This window comes from Thioclava sediminum (assembly GCF_002020355.1).
Taxonomy (GTDB): Bacteria; Pseudomonadota; Alphaproteobacteria; order Rhodobacterales; family Rhodobacteraceae; genus Thioclava; species Thioclava sediminum.
This window is the reverse complement of sequence record NZ_MPZV01000006.1, coordinates 14,807-39,660: the sequence shown is the minus strand read 5'-3', so window position 1 is coordinate 39,660 and position 24,854 is coordinate 14,807. Positions and strand designations below refer to the sequence as shown.

The following is a 24,854-nucleotide window of genomic DNA, read 5'->3' as shown; positions in this document are numbered from 1 at the left end:
GCTTCCCGGCCGAGGTTCTGACCGGCCAGGACAGCGACGAAGATGTCGATCGCAAGATAGCTCACCTCGCGGCCGGCGGCCTACTACTAAGCGTCGACAAAGTCTCGGCAGGGTTTGATCTACCAGACCTCCGAAACATCATCTCGCTGCGGCCGACCAAGTCGGATCAGCTCTGGGTCCAGCAGCTCGGCCGCGTCGCTCGATCGGCTGACGGGAAGGCGCATGGGACCGTCTATGACCATGCTGGCAACACTCTCCGATGCGGCACGCTGACAGAGGCGCGCGACTGGAGCGATGGAGGAGAGGTCAGCACAGACAGACAGACAGAGAGCGGAGAGAGACTGTCGATCCGGACCTGCGACGAGTGCTTCTTCATTTTCCCAGGCGGCACCGCGATTTGTCCGACATGCGGGCACGACAACGGCAAAGACCCGCGGATCTCGCAGCGCAAAGCTATCGAGCTGCGCGCCGTCGAGGCAGCAGAGATCGAGGCTGCACGCGCGGCACAGGCAAAAGCAGCACGACGGGAGCAGGGGCAGGCACAGACCTTTAAGGCACTACTCGAGCAGGTCGCCCGCCGGCCGGGCACAAGGAACAGGCACAGCGCCAGGCACGCGACAAAGCACATCATGAAGTCGCGAATGGAGAAGGCGTGGGATCGAGGAGATCGAGAAGCTGCCGAAGCAATCCGGGCTGACCTCGCGGCAAATGGATTCAAACTCGATCTTCCGGCGGTGCTGCAATGAAAGAGCGCGAGATCCAGAAGCGGATCCTACTGGCGCTCTCCAAGGAGTTTCACCCTGACGGGATCTTCTGGACGGCTGACACAGGCGTCGCCAAGAGTATGGACGGCAAGCGGACGATCAGGTTCGGAATACCAGGTCAGCCTGACATCCAGGGCGTTCTCTATGGACTCTGGATCGGCATCGAGGTCAAGACCGCTACAGGGAAGCAGCGAGATGTGCAGAAGCGATTTCAGGCGGCTGTTGAGAGGGCAGGGGGGATCTACATCGTCGCACGTTCACCTGATGAGGCGATTTTACAGATCAAGGAATGTCTGGCCATACGTCAAGCTGCGGAGTAGACTCAAAGCATGAAAGACAAAAAGACAGACAACCAAAGGTTTGCGACCGGCCGCGAGATCTATGAGAAGCTCGCGCGCACTGGTCCGCCGCTAGATGTTACACTGCGCAGTCTTACGAAACGGCATCAGCCGAGACTTACTAAAGTCGAAGACGATACGGATTCCGACGAAACAAGCTGAGTTACAGACAAACAGGGCCAGCTGTCTGTAATTCTATGGAATCCACTCACAGTAGATCATCTAGACTGAGGCCGCGGCTCTCGAGATCTCTGCGCGCGAGTTCTGTCACGTCGCGAATGCAGTTCCGGATCGTCTGACCTGTGACCCCAAGCTCGTTGCCGATCGTGCTGAGAACGACCTTCTCTTCATCTGCAAACGCACGAGACATCACATCTCGCGCAAACTGCTTGCGCTTCTCGCTTGCACGCCCTCTCGCGAGTCCTTGGATCGCATTCTCAATGAGCTCAGCGAGCTCTTCGCGTGAGATCGTGCTCATACTGTCATCAGCGCACCCGCCTACAACGAGAAGCCCGTAGTCATCAGCGGATGCGACGTCAATGCCTGCATCGCGCACGAGGATCGAGCTAACATGCTGCACTGTAGTGTCTAGCTCGCCAGCTGTCTGTTCGATTGCTTTGGAGTTACTCATACCAGCATGCTCATAGCTCGACACGAGAGCATGGGCGCGCAGGTTCGCCGAGCGCTCCTTCGCGCCTGTCTTCGCTGACGTCGCTGACTTGTTCATATGCACAAACATCAGCACACGCTCGCGGATCCAAAACCTGGCATAGGTCCCGAATGAAGCTTCGTTCGACAGGTCGAACCTCTCGAGCGCATTCATAACTCCGACAACACCCTCTGAGTAAAGATCGTCTCGGTCGATATGAGGATGGATTTTCGCTGCGTGACGAACCTCGCCGCGAATGATCGGCTCAACGCTATCGAGCAACAGCTTAAACGCGTTCTCATCGCCATCCTCTCGGTAGGCTTTCACCCACGCGTCCTGGAATCCTTTGTAGTCAAATTTCGCACCCATCGTCCCAGTCCCTCTGTCTGTCTTTCTGTCTTGAGAGGGAGTTGGGGAAATTTCATAGAAACCAAAAATTTTCAGCGGTCAGAGTTCGATGTCATCTTCGATGCGGCCGCGCGATTTCTTGAAAGCCTCGGAGAAGGCGCGATCAGATGACCGTCTATGATGCATGAGCAGCAAGCGGAATCGAGCTAGCAGCCTGTAAATGATGTTCTCTTTGGTTCGATTGCGCATGACGCATCATAGCATAAAAAAGCCCCGGCCGAAGCCGGGGCAGGTCATGGGAGTTGCAGCCTTACCCGGGCTGCTCGGGAACTGGTTAGGATGCTTTGCTCGTCGCGGAGTTCTGAACAACGAAGCGGGCAGCTGAGAGGCTCTTGCGCTCGATGTAGCACTTGTCGAGCACAGCGAGGCTTTCGTTCTCAAGATCTTCGAAGTTGCGGACAGCCCAGACGCGAATCTGGGAACCGCCGTCACGGCCGATCCGCCTCTTGCTGAGATCGCCGCCTCCGACTTTCTTGAGGAATGCCGAGATCTGCTGGATCGTCATTTTCGGGGCGCCTCTCTTCTCAGCGATCGTCTCGAGGGCTTCGCGCAGATTGATGACGTCACCGTCGAACGGGGCCGCAGTGCTTTCCCACAGATCGCTCAGGAATGCCTCGACGCCGCCACGGGTAGCGCGCTGCACGACCTTTTTGTCTTCGGTGTCAGGAGCAGGGGCCGACGGGTTGAACTTCGAGAGGTCACGGGTTGCGAGGAAGTGCGCGAAAGACGCAATGTCGTCGCCGTTGATGTAGTCGTAGAGGTCGACATAGTAGGACGGAGAACGTGGCTTCTGCTTGCAGATGACGACGAAATAGCGGCGGTCGTTGTCTTCGATATACGCAGCGTTTTCTTGGTTTGAATACATCAGGAAATTCGCTGTGTTTTGCACGGTATATGGCTTCACGTGTTTTTCATTTATCTCGACAGTCGGCTGCGTGATCAGAGGCTTGAACTTGTTGGCAATGTCGCGGCGATCTCCGCACATAACCTCGGGAATGATGACAAGCTGCGCCGCTTTCATGAAATGGTAACGGCCTTCGCTTACAGCTTCGTCTTGAACCCAATATGCATTGGACTCACCGATTACGCGGCTCATGGCGATCGAGAGAGTGTCCTTTCCGACGCCCTGATAGTTGCTGATGATCAGCGGTGCGTGCGTGATCTTCTTCCCGGGGTTCTGGTAGGTGTAGGCGAGCCAGTCAGCGAGATGGCCGGCCTGCTCTTTGTTACCGTTGCACAGATAGAGCATGTGATCGAGCATCATGCTCGCATCACCCTTTGCGGGCTTCACAGACGGCGCCTTCCAGGTATTGAGCCACTTCACGCCGTCGGCCTCAGGTAGTTCGCGATCAACGCCGGGCATGTAGCGCTCGTTATGCACGCGGGCAGCCTTCGCATCGCGGCGGAATACGTCAAACGCTGAGAAGGCGCGGCCCTTGTCGTCGAGCGGCATTGCATGTGCTTCGGCATTGTCCATAGCGCGGGTCGAGATCCACGAGTTCGCACGGCGATCCCATACCTCATCCCTGAATGTGCTATACACATAGCGATCACGCAGCTTCGACATTGTGTCGAGGAGCGGGTCTGCCTCTTCTTCGACGCCCAGCTCCGCCAGCATCTCGTCCTCGTTGCAGTTCCGCTCGAGAACCCACCAAAGGTGCTCTGCCTTGACGCTCGGGCGCTTCTCCAGCCATTCGCAGACTGCTTCGACAGCTTGCCCGTCGATATAGGCCTCAACGTCTGCCGCGGTCAGTCCAGCGGCTGCATTCGAAATTGCTTGCTCGATCTTCGGCGTCAGGCCAGCTGGCCGCCTGTTGACGCTCGGAAGCTTGGTTTTCTTTGTCATCTATCACTCCCATGTGAGCCCCGGGAGGGTTTTTGTTCCTCGGGGTGGGAGGGATATGTGTCCCTGTCCTATAATCCTAAAATTTTGGGATTGACTTTCCTGAAAAAAGTTTCGGAGCCGTAACCGATAAGGTTAATCGTGGGACAGTGGGACACTGCTTGGGACACACAAAAAAGGCCTCTGGAACAGCGTAAGCCACGAAAAACAAACAGAAAAACAGACATGGGACACATGGGACACTGAATTTCCAAAAGTTCGGTATAGAAAACATAGAATAACGGGTATGCGTGCCCCGTATTCTATCTTTCTCACGCAAAACTTTTGTATTTCCTCTGTCCCACTGTCCCAAAAGTAAAAAAGATAAGGAAAAACAGGGATTTATCGTGGGACACACGGTCGATTCCTCTGTCCCATCCTCTGTCCCACTGTCCCATTACCTAAGGGAAAGAAATGAGGCCGGTTTCTTGGAGCGATAGGCCGCAAACCTCTGTAATGTAAAGGAAAAAGAGAAGAAACAGCGGGCTTTGCTGCGGCGGTTGTGCAATTTCCTGGTCATGTTGGGCTGGTGATTTGGCCCTGCATTCTCAGGTGGCTCGACGTGGAATACGGGCGCCATGAGATACACCAACACGCGATCGCAGACTAAGGACGCATATCCTCTGCATGCTGAGCAGATCTTTCCTCGACGGGACATACCTACTGGCGCGTGCGCGTGAGCACGTAGAGCAGCTGCGTGCAGGGCTCGATGAGCTACGGACGCGCGGGAACTATTAGAGGGACACATATCAGCACAGGCGAGCATCTACGGATGGCAGAGCTGAGCTGCGGGATACTACGTGCGTCGAAAGGATAGCCGCTACGACGCCTCGCCTAACAGGTCCGCTCTTCGGGGCGGCCTAACTTTTTCTGTCTTTCTGTCTGTCGAAATTTTGGATCGGAGCGGGTTTTACCCAAGTCCAATAGACCAGCATAGAAAGTAGGAGGTTGGGATGAAAAAGTATGCTTTGGACACAAGCTTGAAGGCTGTCCAGTCTCGCTTCAGGCGCGGTTTTATATATAGCGGAGCTCACTATACGCTTTTCTTTTCTCCGGTTGTGGCTCTCATTTTTGGAGTTGCATGTAGCAGCTTTGAAATCGGCATCTGCATATTCATTGCGACTTTGTGGTCCGCCTTCATAGAGACCTACGCCGGCGCGAGGGTTCTCAAGGAGACTGACAAAATCTTTGTCGATGTATTGAACAAGCTCGGAGAAGGCGGTGCGGCATGACAACTCTCGAAAAGATTTTAATGGCGCTAACGATCCTGAGCTATTTCATCGTGTGCGCGCTGATAGCATCACTTGGGGTATGGCTTGTTTGGATTGCTGACGCATCTACAGAGCCGTCATTCACAGCGTCACTGCAGGCTGTATCTGGGGCGTTCTTTTTGCCAATCTGGTTCTTTGGTCTTTTTATCGGAGTGGTGAATATCATACGTGGTAATGTATGAATTGCCTGCATTACATGGGCTGCCTTCGGGCGGCCCATTTTTTTTGCGTGCGATCCTCTCGAAATTTTGGATCTTCCTGAGATTTCTCCATCTCCCTTGAAACAACAGGGAGAGAGACGATGAACAACAAACGAATGGTCCGGTGCTCATGCTGCGGCTACATGAAAAACTCTGAGCGTGTCGATGAGCGCGAGCCAGGGAAAGAGCTCTGCACTGAGTGCTGGTTCGAGCGTGACGCACGTAGCCGAGGACGGCGCCGCATTCTTCGCGATCTGATCGGTGGAGCTCTACTCGGAACTCTTCTCGGAGGAATGCTGCTCGCGGCTGCGATACGCACTGACCAGACAATCTATCCAGATGAGCAGACTGAGCAGGTGTCTAAATGAGGCCTGAGAACTTTCAGACAGAACTCTGGCGTCAATGGACAGAGAACGGATCAGAGCATGCACGCATTGCTCTCATCGAGAGTGTCGAGCCAATGATCAAGAAAATGGCCGGACAGTTCAAACAGAGCGGTATCAGCGTCGAAGATCTCAAGGGCGCTGGAATGATCGGCATCCTTGAGGCGATCGAGCGATTCAAACCGGAGCAGGGCAAATTCTCTGCGCTCGTATTTTTTCTGGCGCGCAATGAGATGTTCGAGCTGATGAGATCAAGCTCGACACCTGCGAGTATGGCGAAGAGCAGGCCGGACCGGAACATGAGGTATAGGCTCGGTGCAATCGTTTCTCGTTTAGAGGGCGAGGGTTATAGCCGATCAGCTGCACTGAATGCCGCAGCGGCAGAACTCGGCATCACAGGTGCAGACGTCTCCGCTGCATATACGCTTAGCAGGTCACCGGCGAGTGACATTCAAGATGAGGAGCACAGGATCGGCGTCGATGCAGTTTCTGTTGAGGATGTGCATCAAGCATCTCTGAGAGGTCTTGTAGAGGAGCTGCTCGTGGATCTTCCGGCAATCGACCAGGCGCTGATGCGGCAGACGATTATGTCCGAGGACACAGTCTCTCTCACTGCACTCTCAAAACAGATGGAGATTTCACACCAATATCTGTCGAGCCGCAGGAGGAACTGCCTTGAACTGCTCAGGAAAGAACTGAAAGCGCGCGGGCATTCGCTCGATGAGCTTATTTGGTGAGGGTGACGCGCAGTTTGGTCAAACAGGACAGATATCCAACATGAAACCGGCCGGGGACCCTGGACCCCGCCGGGTTATGTATGCAGGGGGCCGAGTGCCCGGTAAATCGCTACTTACGAGCGCTGAAAAACCGGGTTTCGGTTCTGATTTGGGATAAGCAACAACATGGGCGAAGCCAGTCAGGAAAAGAGCGAAGGAAATCCAGACGCTTCTTCGGAAAACGAAGCGATCGCCTGGAGTTCGTCTCGCATCTCATTCATCCTCGGGGTTTCCTCAAGGCGCGTCCAACAGCTTGCAGATCAAGGAATTGCGGTGCGCGTTGGTCACGGGAAATACGACCTCGTGCAGACCGTGAAGAACTATGTGGACTTCGTGAAGGCGCAGGGCCAGCCGAAGGATGCTGGTGCTAAAGATCTCGAGGTCGAGAAGGTCAGGCTCACAAAAGCACGCGCAGATGAGGCAGAGCTCCGGCTTACGATCTTGCGCGGAGACGCTGTCATGATGCCAGATGTCGAGGATCTAATCGCCGAAGAGTATGGCGCCCTTCGCGCAGGCCTTTCGCAAATCTCTGGATCCGTGGCCCGAGTTCTCTCAAAGACGAGTGATCCTGCTGCATGCCAAGAGATTGTTTTCAAAGCTGTTGAAGGAGCTCTCGCAAACCTAACGGCAGATCAGCCGGATGGTGCAAAGCCACAGACGCGACACTTGCCAGGCGCGGAGTTTCTCGATGAACTTGAGGACTGATCAGCGCACGATAGACCGCTGCCGTTCTCGACTGAGATCGACGAGACGTTCAGCGCTCACCCCAAAACCTCTCATGACGCTGTCGCAGTGGGCTGACGAATTCGGACGCCTCTCTGTTGAGACATCGGCCGAGCCTGGGCGCTGGAAGACATTTGGCCCGCAGCGCGAGCCAATGGACGCGATGACTGATATCAAAATTCGCCGCGTTGTCATGATGAAGGGTGTCAGGATCGGCTTCACAAAAGCTCTGCTCTGGCTATCGGCTTATCATATGCACTGGGATCCTGCGTCGATCCTGTTCTTCCAGCCAACAGATGACGATGCAAAGGATTTTGACGAGTCCGAAATCCTTCCGATGATCAGAGACACAAGCGAGGTTCGAGAGCTTTCGAATGTCAGCTTCTCTGGCGGAAAGGCGAAGGAGCAGTGGCACACGCGGAAGTTCAAGAACGGTGCGATCTTCCGGATGCGCGGGGCCGCGGCTGAGGGGAACTTCCGGCGACTGACGACGCGGATCAATATCGCAGATGAGATCGACGATAAGAACTGGGATGACAAAAGTGGTGACAAGCTCACACGCCTGAAAAAGCGCGGCACGACGTTCTGGAACTCAAAGCTGATCCTTGGCGGATCTCCAGTTCTTCCGGCCGATCAGGGTGGCCGAACGCACGCTGAATTCCTCGACAGTGACCAACGACATCTCTATGTCAAATGCCCACACTGCGGCCACAAGCAGATCATGGAGTTCGGAAACGGTGAAGGTGCAGGGGTCCGCTACAATGATGATTTGAGCGATGTCTATTATCAGTGCTCAGGCGAGCGGGCGTGCCGCATTGAAGAGGAAGCTCGCCTGGATATGCTCGAGGCTGGTGAGTGGATCCCGCACAACCCAGGGCATCCTGATCGCGGCTATCACTACCCTCAGATCCTATCGCAGTTCGTGACATGGAAAGACATCGCGCGAGAATGGAAGACTGCTCTCCGCGGTGGAATGAAGAAGATCAAGGTCTTCAAAAACGAGGTCGAGGGGATTCCGTTTTTTGAGGAAGCGGGTCAAAGCGCAGACGCGGAGGAGCTGCTCGACTATGTCGTGGATTATGGAGGAGAGGCGCCGACTTGGACAGAGGTCGTCACCGTCGGTGTCGATGTGCAGAAGGGCAACCAAGACGGCACGATGTCATACCTCGAAGCCAGTGTTTATGCCTGGGGCAGGGGAGGGCGCTTTGCGCAGATCGGCCATTGGGTTCTCGACGAGCATCCACTGACAAGTCAGGCGGCGTGGGACAGTCTTGAGGCCCTCGGGCTTCAGAGCTTCACGGACGCAGACGGTGTCGCGCACCGCGTGGACGCTCTATGCATTGACTCGCACGGTGGCTTCTCTCAGCGCGTCTACTCATGGATTGAGGCGATGCGCAGGAAGGGACGCCGGCGCTGGTTCGCTGTCCGCGGTGCGAACAATGCACCAGGCGCGCGGAAAGAAAAAATCTGGCCGAATACGGCCGCGAACAAGAACCCGATCCTCTACACGATCGACGTTAGCCTCGCGAAAGACGAATTGGCGATCGCGCTTTCGGAAGGAAAAGGTGAGTTTCCCGCAATCCCGATGCCTGGCGCCGAAGAGATGACGAGGGAGTTCTTCGACCGTCTCACGCGCGAGAAGCAGGTCCCAGTTGCGGGCCGCCCTGGTCTTACAAAATGGACAAGTCCGAAAAACCAAGAGCCTTGGGACTGCCTCGTCTATGCATATGCTGGAACACATGCCCTCCGCGCGATGCCAGGGAGCCAGAAATACAAGCGCAAGCTCGCCGAAGACATCAGGCCAATCGTCACAGAGAGTGAACCCGCGAGCGAGGAACCAAAACTCTCAGAACTCGCAATGCCAACTGGCCCGCGCAGAGACCCTGAGCCTGCGCCTGAGCCGCAAGTTCGGCAGAAGCCGACACCGCGGCAGGGGCTCATAAAAGTCAGGCCAGGTTTCGGCTACCGGTGACGCGCAGTTTTGCAGATCGGGACAGATATCCCCGGGAGAAAACCCCGGGGATGATCAATGGCTGCCAGCCTCTACGAAGACTACACGATCGATGAACTGAAGGCGCTGCGGAGAAAAATCCTCGATCAGCGCGCAAAGGGAGTGAGCTCGTTTTCATATAACGGGCAGTCGTTCACCTACTCGTCTCCAGCCCAGATGCTCATCGTTGCAGAGGAGATCCAGCGTGAGATCACCCGCCGGGTCGCAGCTGAGAATGGATGGCAGCCGGTTAATGTCACTGGCTCGAGATTGATCCGCCCCCTCGCTGACACGAACAACACGGGCGGCACCCAATGACGAAACAGATCAATCGAGTCAAACTTTTTCGCAACGCGACGGCACTATCGAGTGGAACTGTCGGCGACCTTGCGCCGCGGATGGACTATGATTTTGCGCGCCGGCTCGAGGATCGCAAGGACCTTCCGCGCGGCACTGGTGAGGCGATCGCCAGCGCGCTGAACCGATCGAAACCAGAGATCACGCGCATGTCGCGTTACGCTGAGCGAATGAACGGCATCGCATCCCACGCGGTCGATGTGCTCGAGAGCTATGTTATCGGATCTGGTCTCAAGCCGTCGATCCCTGACGATGATGCAGACCTGATGAGGCTCTGGAAAACTTGGGGTCGTGCTGCTGGGGCCGAGGGCGTCGGTGATATCTCGATGGTCCAACGCATTGCATTTCGCGAATGGGTTGTCGGCGGGGAAGCATTCGGGATTTTGAGGTATCGCAAGGGCGCGTCGGCGCAGGACCTTGCAGTTCCTTTGCAGATCCAGGTTATCCCGACGGAAATGGTTCCGCTGCGGACGCCTTTCGCACAGTCTGCGACGGATGGGATCCTTTACGACAATGCAGGCTCGCCGGCGGGTTACTACGTCTACAAGGTGCATCCGGGCGACACGCTTGACGCGACGGAGGCTTATAAAAAAGAGACCATAAAGTTCAGGCCGCAGCTCGTCGCTCACCTCTTCACTCCTCGGGAGGCTGGTCAGCTCCGCGGTGAACCGTGGCTAACGCGTGCGCTCATCAAAATTCATGACCTGGAGAAATACCTCGGCGCTGACCTGCTGAGGAAAATCTTGAGTGCGAACATCGCATACTGGTTGGAGCTCCCAGATCTGACGCCGGAAGAAAAAGAAGAGCTCCGGGATATCAGCTACGATCCAACAAGTGGGAAATACTTCAACTCATTGAATCAAGAGGTGCAGCCTCCGAAAGAGGAATCGCTGGTAGCAGCGAAAGACGGATCTGTCGCCGTGGTCCCGCCAGGCGGTAAAATCAACGTCACGGCACCGGCTGAGAGCGGCAACTCGTTCTCGCCGTTCATTCGCCAGATTGCACTGCATATCGCTGCTGCTCTGAACATCCCTCTGGAGTTCCTATTCGGCGATATGAGTGGCGTAAATGACCGCCTCTTCCGCGCTGTGAGCTCGCAGTTCGAGCGCCACGTCAGGACAGTGCGCGGGACATTCTCACAGCGGTTCTTGAATCCGATCTGGAATGCTTTCGTCCGCATTTCTGTTGCCGAGGGAAAATGGAAAGTCCCGCATGGCAGAACGATCGAGGAGTTCCTGAATCCGGAGTGGGTCGGCCAGCCGTTCCCGTATCTGCACAAGCTTCAAGAGGTGCAGTCGTGGGATCTCGAGGTCGAAAAGGGCTTCTCCACACACTCCGACATTATCCGCCAAAAGGGTGACGACCCTGAACGCGTGCGACGGGAAAAGCTCGACGATCTCATCAAGGATATCGAGGGCGGTCTGTCTCCAATTCCGGACTATTGGACCGACGCGATGATCAGACGCCACCTTGGATGGAAAGACGCCGAAATCTCGGAATACCGCTCACGAACTGGCGGCAATCTTACCGGCTGATTTTTTGGATTTCCAGACGCGCAGTTTAGCGGGCCGGGACAGATATCCCTCGTGAACAACGAATTGGACTGAGCTATGAGCGCAAAGCTGCAAGAAGCATTCCGGATGCACAAAGCAGAGCCAGGCAAGACCTGGTATGAAGTGAAAATGCTCGGCAGCGGCGACGCTGTTGTCGAAATTTTCGGTGTCATTGGCGATTGGGAAGTCGATCCGCAGTCGCTCGTCTCAGAACTAAAGGCTCTCGATGGCCCCGGGAAAACCGTGACCATCCGCTGCGATAGCCCCGGTGGCTCCGTCCCAGCTGGTGTCTTGCTTATGACTGCCATCGGCCAGATGGAAGCGACCGTCGTGATGGAAATCTGGGGTAGCTGCTACAGCATGGCCTCGGCAATCGCGATGGCCTGCGACGAGGTCAAGATCGCACGCGACGCGTCGATGATGATCCATAACCCGATGGGCGTCGCGATTGGCACCGCTGATGAGGTCCGCGCAACCGCGCAGCAATTGGACAATATCCGCGATCAGATGCTCGATCGGTATGCGGCGCGCGCTGAAAAAGCCGGTCACACTCGCGAAGAGGTGTCGGCCGCAATGGACGCTGAGAAATACTACACGCCTCTCCAGGCTATCGAGTTCGGACTCGCGGATGTGATGCTCGAGGACAAGGCATCGAGCCGTATGCAAATCGACCCGGAATTCGCCGCTGTCATGCTCGGGAAAGCTCCCGCTGAGATGCTCGCGATCGCGGAAGAAGAAGCTCCCGACGAAGCCGAGACACAGGCCGATGCAGAGGTCGCTGTCACCGAGGATGAGCGCGTCGAGGTGACGATGCTTGTCGATGGCAACGAGGTCACGATGACCGCGAGCAAGGATGTCGCAGAACTCTTCTCCGGCGCCAAGCTTGCTCGGGAACAATCCACGAACGAAACCGGCGACGAGTTCGTCGCCTCTATGAAATCGGACGCCGACAATGACGGCGCCGTTATGACTGCCCGCCCGGAAAAGGCTGAAGCGGGCAAGTCCATGCGCGAGCGCAAGCCTTCGCGGGTGAACGCTCATATCGCGAACATGAACGCCAACTTCGGCCGTTTCTAACCAAGGAAAATAGGGTATGTCCTACAATCTCGCAGACTTCACTCTCAGTCAGCTGACTGACGCAGTCAATGTCCAGCCCCCGCTGGATCTGTTTCTGTCCAGGTTTTTCACCACGGGCCGTCTCAGCAAGACCAGCCTCCAGATCGAGCGCGGCGAAACCGGCCTTAATTTGATCGACCCGACTGCCCGCGGCTCTGTCTCGCCGACGGCTACCGGCGCTGGCCGCACCCGTTCGCTGATGAACATCAGCTCGGTCAAGCTTGGCCGCGTTATCGAGATCGCCGCTTCGGATATTCAGGATGTCCGCGCATTCGGCTCGGAGGATCAGGAAGAGACCCTCGATACAGTCATCAATGAGCAAACCGGAACGGTTCGTCGTTGGATCGACTACTCGAACGAAAATCTGCGCTTCGGCACCGTGAAAGGTAAGCAGCTGGCGTCCGACGGCACGACTGTCATCTTCGATTTCTATGCTGCTGCCGGCATCGCTGAGCCGACGCCGCTCGACATTGCGCTCGCGACAGCGACCAGGAAGGAACTCCAAGAGTTCTTCTCCGATTCCGACGATCATGTCCGCACCGGCCTCGGCGTCGAGGCTGATATGGCCCAGGATGTGGTGATTGTCTACGGCAAGACCGCGTGGCGGAATTTCCGCGAGAACGACGCGGTTGCTTCGCTCTATGATCGCTACCAAGAGGGGGCTGTGAACCGCCAGTCTGTTGGTGGTAAGCGTGAGGCATTCGAGCTCTTCAATGTGAAGCACGTCCCCTACTACGGCGCTTCGATTGGCGACGACGAGTGGCGCGCAATCCCGGTCATGCCCGGCCTGTTCCAGACCAAGTGGACGCCGCTGGACAACCCGGAAACCGCGAACACGCTCGGCCTCCCGTTCTACGCGACCCCCGAGGTTCTGCCCTACGGCAAAGGCCTTGGCGTCGAGCTTGCGTCGCTGCCGCTGCACTATGTGACGCGCCCCGAGGCGCTGATCGGCGGCTCCGACACGACCGTCTGATCGGTCAGCCGAGTAAGATGACATGAGGCTCCGCCCGCAACGGCGGGGCCTCTTTCAAATCCGGAGTGCGCATGAACTTTGCAGATGACATTTTCGACGCAATGAGCCCTGTCCCCGCGAGTTATTCGCGCGGGCCGGATACTGCTGATCTGCGGGTTGTTATCGTCGAAAGTGATCAGGCATTCCGCACGAGCCGCCGCGACAGCCTGATAGGCTCGGACGTCTCCGGAGTTGTCTTGGAAAATTCACTTCTGAGGAAGGGCGGAAAACTCCAGCTCGCGACTGGCCAGATCTATCGCATCGACAGTGTTCTAAAATCGACGGTTCCAGGTCTCTCAGATCTCAAGCTTGCACGCATCGAGGGCGACGCGATCGCACTATTTGACGCGTCTGACCTAGCCCCTCTTGACGATACTGTTGATCTCGATGGCGTCACGATCCCGGCGAATATCTCCTGGAGCGTCGAAGTTGATACGATCGACAGCAGCGGATCCAGGCTAACTGTCTCGAAAATTTTTGTCGCAGTGCGCGCAGCAGATGCTGCCAGCGCCAAACCTGGATCTGTTGTGCGTCTTGACGGCCGGCGGCGGTCTGTCGAGCGGGTCATGAACGACGGGCTCGGGCTCGTGAAATTGATGGTGTGACGATGGCGATGCACGGATGGGATGCGAGACGATTTGTCAAAGAGTTCGAGCGCGAGGAGTTGAATGCGCGCAAGCGGGCTGGCCGGAAGATCGGGGCAGAGGTGAAGCGTGAAGGGAAGAAGGCACTCGGGAAAGTTTCCTCGGCACGGAAAAAGAGGATCACCGCCAAGGTCGCCAAGAACGCGACTCTCGTTGTCAAGGACACTGGGGCTGATGCTCGGGTCAGAGAATACGGCGCGACGATCAAGCCGGAGAAAAGCCAGTTCCTACGGGTGAATTTCGGGCCGGAAAACCGCGATGTGAATGGCACATTCACGGCCGACGTGAACGGGAAAAAGCTCCTCTTCACGGGCCACGGAAAGACCGCCCGACCGATCGCTGTGCTCAAAAAGGTTGTCCGCAGATTTGCGGTCTCCAGCAACAAAAAGCTGTCCCATATTCTCGAGAGCAAGCTCGACAAATACGCGGATCTCTATGAGGAGGAATTGACAAATGGCAAATGACAAAGTCGACCAGATCGTCGACGAGGTTGTGCGGATCGCTGGAGTTCTTGGGCTGCCAGTTGAGCTGGATCGGCCATATGATTTTGACGAAAACGAGCTCCCACTGATTATCGTTCGAACCGGCGAAGAAGAAGTCATTGAGGATGACGGATATCCGCTCGAAAGCTGGCAAGATTTCTGGCGCGTCGGACCGTCGATCGAGGTGCTTGTTCCGGAGGATGACCCGTGGGCGCTGCGTTCAGCGCTGAATGGGCACTGGGCAGCTCTGCGCGCTGAGATCATGAATTCGTCGCTCCAGGATCTCATTCGAGACGGCACGAAGCCCGGACTGCGGAAAGACATGATCGAGGTCTCAGATCGCTCCGGTATCGCAGGAATCTCTGTGGAACTTTCGCTCGAAATCGAGCGCGACTGACGCGCAGTTTTAACGGCTGGGACAGATATCCCTCATGAATATACACACGAGGAGACCTGCCAATGGCTTCGCCCGACGTCAAAAAAATCCGAAATCTAGCCGGCGAGGGGTATTTCAAGCTCGACGGCACCAATGTGTTCCTGTCGCTCGGTCATACCGAGAGTATCTCGATCAATACCGAGGTCACAAAAGACGAGATTTTCTCGTCGATCACTGGCGTCCGAAGCCTTGCCGATACTGAGGTAACGGAGCGCAAGGTCACTGGTGGAGCTGTTCTGCGTGAAACTGGCGCCCGTCAGATCGCGATGGCGTCCCTTGCAAACAAAGGCCTCATCAATCAGGACGCGCAGACCAGCCTCACGCTTAGCGGATCTGCAAGTGCTGGTGACACCATCGATCTCGGCGCGCTGAATGTGACTATCACCAGCTTGACAGACGGAACTGACCCGCTGGTTGAGGGGCAAGACTATAAGCTCGACGCAGCTGCTGGCATCCTGACCTTCCTCGTCGATATCACGACATACACTGGCGCATATGACACGGCCGCGATCACTGACGCTGATGACAAGGCTTTGATCGCTGCACTGTCTGCATCTGAGGGAATCTCTGGCGAGTTGATGGTGATCCAGCGCCAGACCCGCGGAGGAAATCGCTTCAAATACAACGCGAAAGTCCGGATTTACCCGGACGGAGATTTTACTCTCAGCAAAGAGGGCACTGACGCTGCGACCATCCAAGTCAAATTCGATGTTGTCCAAGACACCTCGAAGCCGGCCGGCGCGCAGTTCGGTGTCTTCCGCGAGATCAAAGGCTGAGGTGATCACATATGAAATTTTCTGAACTCGCAAAAGACGCTGAAACGCTCGCAAAACATCTCCCTGTCGCAGCCGTGAAACTCCGCGGTCATGACGTGGATGTATTCCGCATCGCTGCAGGGGATATTCTTTATGCTGTCGGCAAGGCGCCTGCGCTCCTCGATGCATGGACCGAAGAAGGGGAGGGGCGAGCTACGAAAATTGCTGAGGCGCTAAGCTCCGCCGGTCTCGATGTTATTGACCACCTGATCGCTGCTGGCTTGAAAGCCACTCGCGAAGAAGTCTCGCAGTTCGAGCTCGATCTGTCTGAGCAGTTCAATATTCTGAACGCTATCCTCAAGCATTCGATTCCGGATGAGCTGCTGGAAAAGGTTCACGCCGGCCTGGCGAACGCGGGTCTCGGGTTCGGCGAAACGGCGTCGGCGGACTGACGGCGCTCTTTGAGCGCCTCATAGCCTACGGCCATGACCCGTATGAACTCACGCTGCATCAGGTTCTCGCATTTGATGCAGCGGCCCGCGAGCGGCGGCAATACGAGCTACAGGACGCAATGCTCATAGCCAGGGCAGCTCAGCACGCGGACAAGAACGATTTCGACCGGATTCTAGCGTCCTTCGAATCTGACCAGGAATACGATGACGATGACGACGTCATCGACTTTGCGAAGTTATAGCCAGATGTCCAAGAAACCCCTCGTAGTTGCAATCAAAGCCCAGGTCGACGGCGCCATGCGGTCGATGAAAAAGCTTGCAGGTTCGATCGATAAGATCGCGGGTGCGGCGAAGAATGCTGACAACGCGGTTAAGCGTTCGAGCGACGAGACGAAGAAAGCCGCTGAAGCAGCGGAAAAGGGGCTAAAAAGACTCGGTGTTAAATCAGACAAGACCCATGCGAAGCAAGTCGCATCTATCAAAGAAAATATCGCAAATCTGAAAGAGCTCAAAAAACAAGGGGTCATAACTGGCCGCGAGTATAGCAAGGCTTTTCAATCTGCGAATATGCGGATTGATAATCTCAACAGGAGCATCGGAACACTCGACCATAGACTCAAAGCGGCCGGCACGAAAATGAAGTCGATCGGTCGCAACATGAGCATTGGCCTGACCGCCCCGATCGTTGGGTTTTTCTACAAATCTGTCGAGGCGCAGAAAGTCCAGGAGAAGGCAGTAGCGTCTGTTGAAGCCGCCCTCACGAGTATGGGCCAGACTGCCGGCTTCACGTCGAAGCAGCTCCAAGACATGGCGTCGAGCATCCAGGATAACTCGCTCTACGGCGACGAAGAGATCCTGCAAAAAGTCACTGCAAACCTGCTGACATTCGGCAATGTTTCCGGCGATGTGTTCGTCCGGACGCAGAAGCTCGCAGCCGATATGTCTGCTCTACTCGGGCAGGATCTTCAAAGCTCCGCCATCATGCTCGGGAAGGCTCTCAACGATCCAGCGAAGGGACTTACCGCACTTACCCGTGTCGGTGTGTCATTCAGTGCGCAGCAGACTGAGCAAATCAAGGCCATGTCGAAAGCCGGAAGGGTTGCCGAGGCCCAGGGCGTTATGCTGAAGGCTCTCGAGCAGCAATATAAAGGCCAGGCTAAAGCCCAGTCTGAACTCGACTCCGGGAAGATGCAGCATGCGCTGATGGATATCGGCGATGCAATGGAAAAAGTCGGCGCTGTTCTGATCCCGATCCTTGCGAAGGTAGCAAAATGGATCTCGTGGGCAGCCAAAAAATTCCAAGGCCTCTCTGATAGCACACAAACATGGGTGGTGGTTATCGGAGCGGCGGTCGCAATCCTTGGCCCGGTTATCATCTTCATCGGAATGCTCGTTGCCGCAATCGGAGCAATCGCCGGCGCTCTGAGCCCGGTCGCTATCGGCATCGCAGCTCTCGTCGCTGTTGTCGTCGGCGGGGTGGCGCTGATCTACAAGAATTTCGACTGGCTCTGGGGTATGCTCAAGGCTGGTGCGTCCAAGTTCGCTGGATACATCACGAACGCGTTCAAGGCCTACATCAACGCCTGGAAAACGGTTCTCAGCTGGATCTGGGACACGCTCAAAAATATCGGAAGCGCGGTCGGTAATGGCATCGCGACGGTCATCAAGGCCTATGTCGATATGTGGACGTCTGCGATCACGGGCGCATTCGGATTCATCAAAAAAGAAGCTCTCGCGGTCTATGACTGGCTGAAAAGCTTCCTTCCAGATTGGCTGACGGGCGGCTCGGTGAATATTCCAAGCGCTCAGCAGGCATCTGCACAGCTCAAAACCGCAGCCGGAAAATCGAACCCAGCTGCGGCAGGCACACCGATCAACCTCACTGTGGGCGGTGAGACCTACGGCATGACTGCGAGTCAAGACGTCGCGGATGCGATGGCGAAAAACCAAAACCTCAAGTCTGGGCTTCGCCCGACCTCACTCCCACGGACTTTCAGATGATCAAATCGAGCCTTCGAATTTTCAAAGATGGCACAGAAATTCCGCTGCCGCCTGGCGCGTATCGGTTTATCGATTTCGCTGCGAAGCCGATCAGCGCATCGGCAAATCTGCGTCGGACGATCGACGGAAACCTCGTCAATCTCTCAGATAGCGCATTCCAGCGTCTCGAGGTCGATATCTCATGCAGCGATCAGAAAATTCCTGCGCTTTCCGGGCTGTGGCCCGGTGCTGTGCTAACGATCCATTCGCCGTCCATCATGACAGAGCCAGGCCCGGCCGTGACGCTTGCTCGCGATCCTGTCCCTGGCTCGATCCGGGCGTATGATGCAGATGGCATTGAGATCGCTCAGCCGACAGGACGGACGCTAAATGTGAGCGGCGCCGCATACTATGAATACCGGCCGATCCTAACTGTTATGGTCACCGCGATCTCAAGCTCTGACAAAGAGTTCAAGGCGTCGCGCAGCTGGTCGATTACTGCTGAGGAGAGTGATGCGGCGGAGGTGATCGTTCAGCCAACCGTTCCAGACCAGATCGTCGAAGCGACTGGCGGGACTGTTTGGGACTGGACAGATGCAGATCTGAAAAACTGGCGCACCCACAAGATCACAAACAGCGACAATTTTGTCGTCACCGCGCCTGGAGAGATCGAGGTGTGCATACTATCAGGCGGAGGTGGAGGTCCGTATGGCGGCCCGACCTACGGAGCAGGTGGTGGAGGCGGCGGAGGCTTTGCGAAATTCACGGCGTCCGTCGCTGTTGGTTCATATCCAGCTACGATTGGTGCTGGTGGGGCTCAGGGTTATGAAAGAGAACCATGGCGTCACGGTTTCCCTGGCTCTCCATCTGTTTTCCTCGGAATGAGCGTTGCAGGAGGCGGTGGAGCAGTTGGCGTCAGTGGAACGGTCTCACCTGGGAGATACAATGGCGCGAGCGGAGGAGGTCAAAGGCTTTCAGACTCCCTCGCGCCCGGAACTGGCATTTTCCCGATCGGCAACAACGGCGGAGCAAGCGGAACTCCGTCCACCGGTAGCGCGTATCGCGGCGGCGGTGGTGGAGGAGCAGGAGGAAAGGGCGGGGATTCCACAGCAACCGAAGCCGGGTCCGGCGGGGCTGGTATCGATATCAGCGACTTCATCGGATTGCAAAAGTTCGTCTGCTGTGGAGCCCCTGGGCAGAGCAATGACGGGACAGGCGGCGTGGCGGCTGTCGGTGGCGCGGCATACACAGAGGGCGGTGCTGACAACACAGGAAACGGCGGGGCACAAGGTCCTGGCGGCTCCGGCGCTCTCTACATCAGATATCGGATCGCATAATGGCTATTTACTTCGCAGAAATTGATGAGAGCTCGCGCGTTGTGCGTGTCGTAAGCATTCCAGCGGTGCAGGTATCGCGTGCCCAGGAATATCTCTCATCAGATCTCGGGCTCGGCGGGAACTGGATCGAGACTTTTCCGGATGGGTCGGTTAGGGAACGGTTTGCATCTGTTGGAATGCTATATCATGCAGACACTGACCAGTTCATCTCTGCCCAACCATTTTCGAGCTGGACTCTCGACGCGTCCGGGGTCTGGCAGGCGCCTGTCGCATGCCCTGGAGACACGAGCGAATACAGCTGGAATGAAGACCTCCAAAAATGGGAGGCGCTCTGATGTATCTCGCAATCGTCGACGCGTCAGATGAGTTCGACGCGTCGGTTCATAGCCGCAACGATCTTACGGCCTACAATCTCGAAATCTCGCAAGCGGAGTCCGAGCTCGCGCTGATGACGCTCGACATCGACAATCCGCGGACCTCATTGTCTGGGATTGTTGGCGAGCGCGTTCTTGCAAGCGAGAGCGGCGTGCTCCTATTCGACGGCGTTGTTTCGAGCGTCCCACGCGGTTCTGTTGCGGAAACCCTCTCGATCGAGGTGACAGGAAAGCGCGGCGAAGTGGATCAGCAGATTGCGGCCGTAATCGAGTCTCTCAAGGTTGCCCCAGGATACGACCCTCTATTCATTCCGGACGGCTCTGAGGACGATCCAGCTGAGGTGCTCGCAGGATATTCGAAGGTTCTCGCATACAGCCGCACCGGCGGCGGAGTTGCAGCCGTCGATGCTCTCAGCGGCGCGTCGAATTTGCAGCTCATGCCGCTCGATGGGTCGCTGCAATATGACCGCAGCGACGTCGCTAAGACCTTCGGAGTCTCGCTCGGAGTGCGTTGGAAACAGCTCATCTCGACGAGCTTCCGAGATGACGGCTGGTTCAGCGGCCTCTCGACGATGACGCCGGAGGCCTTCGCGAGCGACTTTCCGAAAGAGGGCGGCACGATTGGCGACGGGTTCAGGATCACTCATGCTGTCTGCAAAGAGCAGCTCGATGGGTTTGGCCGTCAGCAGCGTGAGAAGCTCGAGCGCGAAATCGACGTGCCTGACGACGAACTCGACCCTGCGTGGATCGCAGCTGGTAAAATTCCACAGCGCGCTGAGCTCGCTCCTATGCTCGCAGAGCTCGGCATCAGCTATTCAGCCGAGCTCAACAGGTCTGAGACCTGCGCGTTTTCTGTCGAGGCCGGAATTCAGTCTGGCGCAGTCGGAAGTGACGCGGAGGTCGAGAGCATTGATCTGCGCGACATCACCGATCTGCCGAGCGCCGTTCTCTGGCAGCCATTCACAGACTATCTCGCAGACGATCTGGTGATCGACGGGTCACATACCTACAAAGCGCGTGCAGACCACACATCAGGCGCAACAAGAGATGCTGAAAATTGGATCCTCGTTGGCGAGACGAGCTATCTCGCGAGTCGGCGCCAGAGCTCTTTCTTCCTCGCTGACCGCGGACAGGCAGCTATCGCTCATGCAGTCGAGCGAATCCGAGCCCGTGCGCGGATTGCCTCTCGCTGCATCCGTGTGAGTTTCGAAGCAAAAATGCCGAAGCCTGCGATGGTCACAGACGACTGCACCGTGACGCTAACGCACCCTCGGATCCCCGGCGGAACAGTGACCGGCCGACTCGTGCAGTATTCTCTGAAATGGAGTGGAGATGACGGCTCGAGGATTATGAGCGGGACTATCGCAGCCGCGGCAGGAACCGGGCAGGCAGACACTGCAAGCGTAAGCACGGCCGGAAATATCCCTGTCGCATCTGGTGCGCGCGTGTCCGTCTCGGTCAGTGGAAACGGCGAGGAACAACGCGCAGATTTCAACGCCGGGACAGATATCCAGAGCACAACCCTGACCGTTCAGACGACGCCAGCGGCATCAACTGAGCTCGAACTGGATCTTGATGTGACGGTGACTGGGGAGGTCGGAATTCCGAAACAGGCGACAGTATAAATGTTTGAACGGCAGATCGCTCAGCAGGGCCTGAAATCCACAGTCGGCGCAAACCCTGACCCCACTGGCGATCGCGCAGGTGGATCTGCATCCGCAACCGGTGGCGCTGTCAATCTCGACAAGCGCGGACATGAGCACATCGGTCAGAGGATCTATGATCAGCTTGAGCTGAGAAACCGCGTCGAGACCTCTGTCTATCAGAAGTCTGGTGACATCTCGCCTGGCAAATTTGGGGACTACATCATTCGCGCCGAGGGTGATGTTCAGATCTCTCTCAACAAGCCACCAGCCGTTCCAGAAAATCAACTCCTGCCTGATGGATCATCACGCTATCGCGTTTGGCGCGTTGGTATTCTCATCTTCCACGCTGTCGACGCAAACATCTCATGGCCGACCGCAACATGGGGTCGCCTTGGGTATGAGTTCGATTCAGGAGCCAGCACGCTAAATGCTGTTGGAGGCCCCCCATCTAACCCGCGCGCAGCCGGAACAGCAGACCGTTTTGAGGCTGTCTATATCGAACGGCTCGGACAGTGGTTTATCAGCGCCGAGAACCTCGCATTCTCTGCAGTTGATCCAGAGACACCGACGGCTGATCCGACTGAGCCAGCGCCATCAGATCCTGTCGATGGAGACGGCACGATCGACACGCCGGACAACTCATACACTGACCCGGAAACCGGAGATCCGATGGTCCCGGTCGCGCCAGATGTAAGCTCTGGCTCTCTCGTGGCACTGCACCTCAATGCGCTGAGCTATACTGACGACTGCGGCGCAACGTGGAGCCGCATCCCAGGATCTCCATCAGATGCGAGTTCGTTCTCCACACTCGGGGCTGACGGAACTGTTATCGTCACTACGGATGGGAAAGCACATTTCGGGACAGATCTGCATAAGTTCAAAGAGCTAAAACTCGAGAGCAAGCAAGAGACAAAAGGGATACTCGAGAACGGTGATTTTGAGACCGGAGATATCACTGGCTGGACGCTCGAGAGCGGGGTTCAGCCGGCTGTCCTGAACACACAGCAACCGCGGCAGAGGCTTGGTTCGAAATACTATCTCACACGCGACGCAAAGTCCGCTGGAGATGGTTCTTTTGCTATTTCGCAAGCTGCAAAAGTCCGCAGCGGATCAAGTGTCACTGTCCTTGCCGAGGTTTTTGTCTCAAGTGGCAGCACCGGGACGCTCACTCTGAAAACATCAGATCTGACTGTTTTTGATGATGATGCTGGAGTGAGGCCATACAGATTTTATACATCTGAGCAAATTTCAGATCCTCTGTCTGAGATTGCTATTGATGGTGATGCATCAAGCATAACTCATCTCGAGGATATTGTTGTAGATCTGAATTATACAAAAACATCGAATGAGTTCACCGAGTCTATTGAGTTTAAGTTCAACAATGGCTGGCGCGGAAGTGCATACGTCAATCATGCAGCAATACCGAGCACTGTAAATGAAGCAAAGTCGTTACTGGAGCTTCTGAGCTGGAGTAACGGTGACCTCATTAACGAGACTCAGATTTCACTTAATAGCGCTCAATACCCTGGCCAAACGATTACACTAACAATTCCGAGTGGGTGGCGCCCTCCGGTCGGCAGAAAGGTAAGTTTTAGCTCTGGGTCGACACAAATCCTGACTCTGTCTACAACGCAGGGCTCAAACACGGGCGCATACCCCTACACGATCGGAACTCGCCAAGGTGGGCGCCAGGCATCGGTGAACACAGACGGTCTCAACCCTGGGTTCTGGCAGACGATCTCATGCTCACTCGATGCTGTGGAATCAGAGCAGGTGACCATCGAAATCGCGTCGGCTGGAACGCCAGCAAACACATATTTCGACAATGTCGGCGTTGTTACAGTCGCGCAGAGAAACGAGACGGCGCTCACTGTTTGCAGAGACCTCACGCGGCGCCGGAATATCATCGCTACGCCAGAGTCCCTGCATCAAGTCACTGCGAATAATGTGTCTCGGATTGGACCTGTCCCGTTCACGCCTGGCGCTGTCGTAGCTCGCGACGCGACGATCGGGATTATCTCCGGCGCGCAGGCAGCAGTCTCCGAAGACAATGGCTCGACGTTCTCAAAAATCGCGCTGCCGAGTGACGCAAGCCAGATCATCGCAGAGCCGCGGCTCGTAGTCGTTCTGATGGACGGAACGATCCTTGGAATTTCCGGTGGTTCAACGAATGCGCTATCGACTATCGCGGCCGGATCTTTCGTTGCATTCGACGCGCGCCGGCAGGAATGGATCGCGACTGATCAGGCTGGGAACGTCTCGACATCGCCGGACCTTGTGGCCTGGACAGTCGCAAAAGCCATGCCGATCGGCGGCACTGCATATCGTGCGATCCTACCCACAGACATCGGCCGTCTCGTGGGATATGCAGAAACCTCGCGAGACCTGTTCTACTCCGAAGCGCCGACGGAAAAATGGACGCTCGGCCGAAGTCTCGCAGATCCGATCTTGCAGCTCGAGGAAGTGAAATGATCGAGCTGTCGAAAGACGCAATCTGCTGCGTCTTTGACGCTCACGCCAGGCCCGACGAGCGCGCAGAGGATTTTGAACGGTTCTCGGCGCTCGGCCATTTCATAAATACTGCGCGCCCAGGGAAGGTCGTCCTGGGCGGCGACTGGTGGGATTTTCCGTCGCTTTCTATCTATGACGGATCGCGTGCTGTTGGCGGAGCTGGTAGCAATAAAAGGCACTCCGGAAAGACAATTTTGAACGATCTCCGCGCCGGTGAAGACGCTCTAAAAGCAACGCTTGAGGCAATGCGGGCGGAGAACCGCAGGCACATCAGAGCACGGCATAGAGACCGATGCTACGAGCCTGAAATCCATTTCCTCGGCGGTAACCATGAAGACAGGTTGAACAAGATCCCAACACACATTCCTGAGCTAGATGGGATGCTCGACAGCGGCATCGTCGATGAGTTCCTGCATGGCCAAGGAATCCAGACGCACAGGTTTCTCGACAACCTGCAGCTCTCTGGCATCAATTTTCGCCATTACTTCGAATCCGGGGTTCGCGGCAGGGCAGTGCCGATCACGCAGGCTCTCAACAAGCTCGGACGGTCGGCCGTTTGGGGCCATACACACACATTCGGACATGACACGCGCGTGGCAGCTGACGGACAACGAATGCACGCTGTCTGCGCTGGCTGTTTTAAGCCTCCGCGCAGATGCTCAGAGCAAGAATGGAGCGGCATCGTCGTGCTCAACAACCCCCGCGATGGCGACCTTGATTTGTTGCAGATTTCGACAAATTCGCTCTTGAGAAACTACCGTCTGGACACGCAGAAAGCGGCATGAGGACAGATATCCAAGGGGAAAACCCTTGGA

23 protein-coding genes are annotated in these 24,854 nt (G+C 56.3%); 21 read left to right on the top strand and 2 right to left on the bottom strand.

Annotation, left to right across the window (positions count from 1 at the left end; genetic code table 11):
• Together BMI91_RS20110 and BMI91_RS19600 are read left to right on the top strand one after the other, a co-directional pair.
• Positions 1-746 (top strand): DEAD/DEAH box helicase (locus BMI91_RS20110; protein WP_208608000.1); only part of this gene is annotated, 746 nt, incomplete at its 5' end.
• Positions 743-1,084 carry a hypothetical protein gene (locus BMI91_RS19600; RefSeq protein WP_078606360.1) on the top strand — a complete coding sequence of 114 codons (342 nt, stop codon included), beginning with the start codon at positions 743-745 and terminating at the stop codon, positions 1,082-1,084. The genes BMI91_RS20110 and BMI91_RS19600, both read left to right, overlap by 4 nt.
• 226 nt (positions 1,085-1,310) lie before the next feature.
• On the opposite strand, the gene BMI91_RS19595 is transcribed toward BMI91_RS19600, so the two are convergent.
• Together BMI91_RS19595 and BMI91_RS19590 are read right to left on the bottom strand one after the other, a co-directional pair.
• Entirely contained in the window at positions 1,311-2,120 is an 810-nt protein-coding gene (locus BMI91_RS19595; protein ID WP_078606359.1) for a sigma factor, read from the bottom strand.
• Between the two features lie 313 nt (positions 2,121-2,433).
• Entirely contained in the window at positions 2,434-4,005 is a 1,572-nt protein-coding gene (locus tag BMI91_RS19590; RefSeq protein WP_078606358.1) for a primase-helicase family protein, read from the bottom strand.
• A gap of 989 nt (positions 4,006-4,994) precedes the next feature.
• Between BMI91_RS19590 and BMI91_RS19585 the strand changes: the two genes are divergently transcribed.
• The 19 genes from BMI91_RS19585 (at position 4,995) to BMI91_RS19500 (ending at position 24,824) form a co-directional block, all read left to right on the top strand.
• Positions 4,995-5,273 carry a hypothetical protein gene (locus BMI91_RS19585; RefSeq protein WP_078606357.1) on the top strand — a complete coding sequence of 93 codons (279 nt, stop codon included), beginning with the start codon at positions 4,995-4,997 and terminating at the stop codon, positions 5,271-5,273.
• Complete coding sequence (locus BMI91_RS19960; protein ID WP_146684191.1) at positions 5,270-5,494, top strand: hypothetical protein; 225 nt, start codon at positions 5,270-5,272, stop codon at positions 5,492-5,494. Before BMI91_RS19585 ends, BMI91_RS19960 begins: the two co-directional genes overlap by 4 nt.
• A 382-nt stretch (positions 5,495-5,876) precedes the next feature.
• Positions 5,877-6,632, top strand: coding sequence for a sigma-70 family RNA polymerase sigma factor (locus tag BMI91_RS19580; protein WP_078606356.1), 756 nt, complete (start codon positions 5,877-5,879; stop codon positions 6,630-6,632).
• A 165-nt stretch (positions 6,633-6,797) separates the two neighbouring features.
• Positions 6,798-7,376: a hypothetical protein gene (locus tag BMI91_RS19575; protein ID WP_078606355.1), complete on the top strand. Its 579-nt coding sequence runs from the start codon at positions 6,798-6,800 to the stop codon at positions 7,374-7,376.
• 73 nt (positions 7,377-7,449) lie between these two features.
• Entirely contained in the window at positions 7,450-9,366 is a 1,917-nt protein-coding gene (locus tag BMI91_RS19570) for a terminase gpA endonuclease subunit (protein ID WP_158522206.1), read from the top strand.
• 57 nt (positions 9,367-9,423) lie between these two features.
• Positions 9,424-9,702 (top strand): hypothetical protein, encoded by a 279-nt coding sequence (locus tag BMI91_RS19565; RefSeq protein ID WP_078606353.1) that lies wholly within the window; start codon positions 9,424-9,426, stop codon positions 9,700-9,702.
• Positions 9,699-11,276, top strand: a complete 1,578-nt coding sequence (locus tag BMI91_RS19560; RefSeq protein WP_078606352.1) for a phage portal protein — start codon at positions 9,699-9,701, stop codon at positions 11,274-11,276. The genes BMI91_RS19565 and BMI91_RS19560 overlap by 4 nt, the downstream gene beginning before the upstream one ends.
• Positions 11,277-11,351: 75 nt before the next feature.
• On the top strand, positions 11,352-12,371 hold the full coding sequence (locus BMI91_RS19555) for a head maturation protease, ClpP-related (protein ID WP_078606351.1): 1,020 nt from the start codon (positions 11,352-11,354) through the stop codon (positions 12,369-12,371).
• A gap of 16 nt (positions 12,372-12,387) precedes the next feature.
• Entirely contained in the window at positions 12,388-13,383 is a 996-nt protein-coding gene (locus BMI91_RS19550) for a major capsid protein (protein WP_078606350.1), read from the top strand.
• A gap of 71 nt (positions 13,384-13,454) precedes the next feature.
• Positions 13,455-14,027: a hypothetical protein gene (locus BMI91_RS19545; RefSeq protein WP_078606349.1), complete on the top strand. Its 573-nt coding sequence runs from the start codon at positions 13,455-13,457 to the stop codon at positions 14,025-14,027.
• A 2-nt stretch (positions 14,028-14,029) separates the two neighbouring features.
• Complete coding sequence (locus tag BMI91_RS19540; protein ID WP_078606348.1) at positions 14,030-14,530, top strand: hypothetical protein; 501 nt, start codon at positions 14,030-14,032, stop codon at positions 14,528-14,530.
• Entirely contained in the window at positions 14,520-14,945 is a 426-nt protein-coding gene (locus tag BMI91_RS19535; protein WP_078606347.1) for a hypothetical protein, read from the top strand. The genes BMI91_RS19540 and BMI91_RS19535 overlap by 11 nt, the downstream gene beginning before the upstream one ends.
• A 62-nt stretch (positions 14,946-15,007) precedes the next feature.
• The gene (locus BMI91_RS19530) at positions 15,008-15,760 is read left to right on the top strand and encodes a phage tail tube protein (RefSeq protein WP_078606346.1); all 753 of its coding nucleotides are present in this window, start codon (positions 15,008-15,010) and stop codon (positions 15,758-15,760) included.
• A gap of 11 nt (positions 15,761-15,771) precedes the next feature.
• The gene (locus tag BMI91_RS19525; protein WP_078606345.1) at positions 15,772-16,191 is read left to right on the top strand and encodes a hypothetical protein; all 420 of its coding nucleotides are present in this window, start codon (positions 15,772-15,774) and stop codon (positions 16,189-16,191) included.
• 246 nt (positions 16,192-16,437) lie between these two features.
• Positions 16,438-18,192, top strand: a complete 1,755-nt coding sequence (locus BMI91_RS19520; RefSeq protein WP_158522205.1) for a phage tail length tape measure family protein — start codon at positions 16,438-16,440, stop codon at positions 18,190-18,192.
• On the top strand, positions 18,189-19,508 hold the full coding sequence (locus BMI91_RS19955; protein ID WP_146684187.1) for a glycine-rich domain-containing protein: 1,320 nt from the start codon (positions 18,189-18,191) through the stop codon (positions 19,506-19,508). Before BMI91_RS19520 ends, BMI91_RS19955 begins: the two co-directional genes overlap by 4 nt.
• A 334-nt stretch (positions 19,509-19,842) precedes the next feature.
• Positions 19,843-21,507 (top strand): hypothetical protein, encoded by a 1,665-nt coding sequence (locus tag BMI91_RS19510; protein WP_078606342.1) that lies wholly within the window; start codon positions 19,843-19,845, stop codon positions 21,505-21,507.
• Positions 21,508-24,000, top strand: coding sequence for a hypothetical protein (locus tag BMI91_RS19950; RefSeq protein ID WP_146684185.1), 2,493 nt, complete (start codon positions 21,508-21,510; stop codon positions 23,998-24,000). It begins immediately after the preceding gene.
• Positions 23,997-24,824, top strand: a complete 828-nt coding sequence (locus tag BMI91_RS19500; RefSeq protein ID WP_078606340.1) for a hypothetical protein — start codon at positions 23,997-23,999, stop codon at positions 24,822-24,824. The genes BMI91_RS19950 and BMI91_RS19500 overlap by 4 nt, the downstream gene beginning before the upstream one ends.
• Positions 24,825-24,854: the final 30 nt, after the last annotated feature.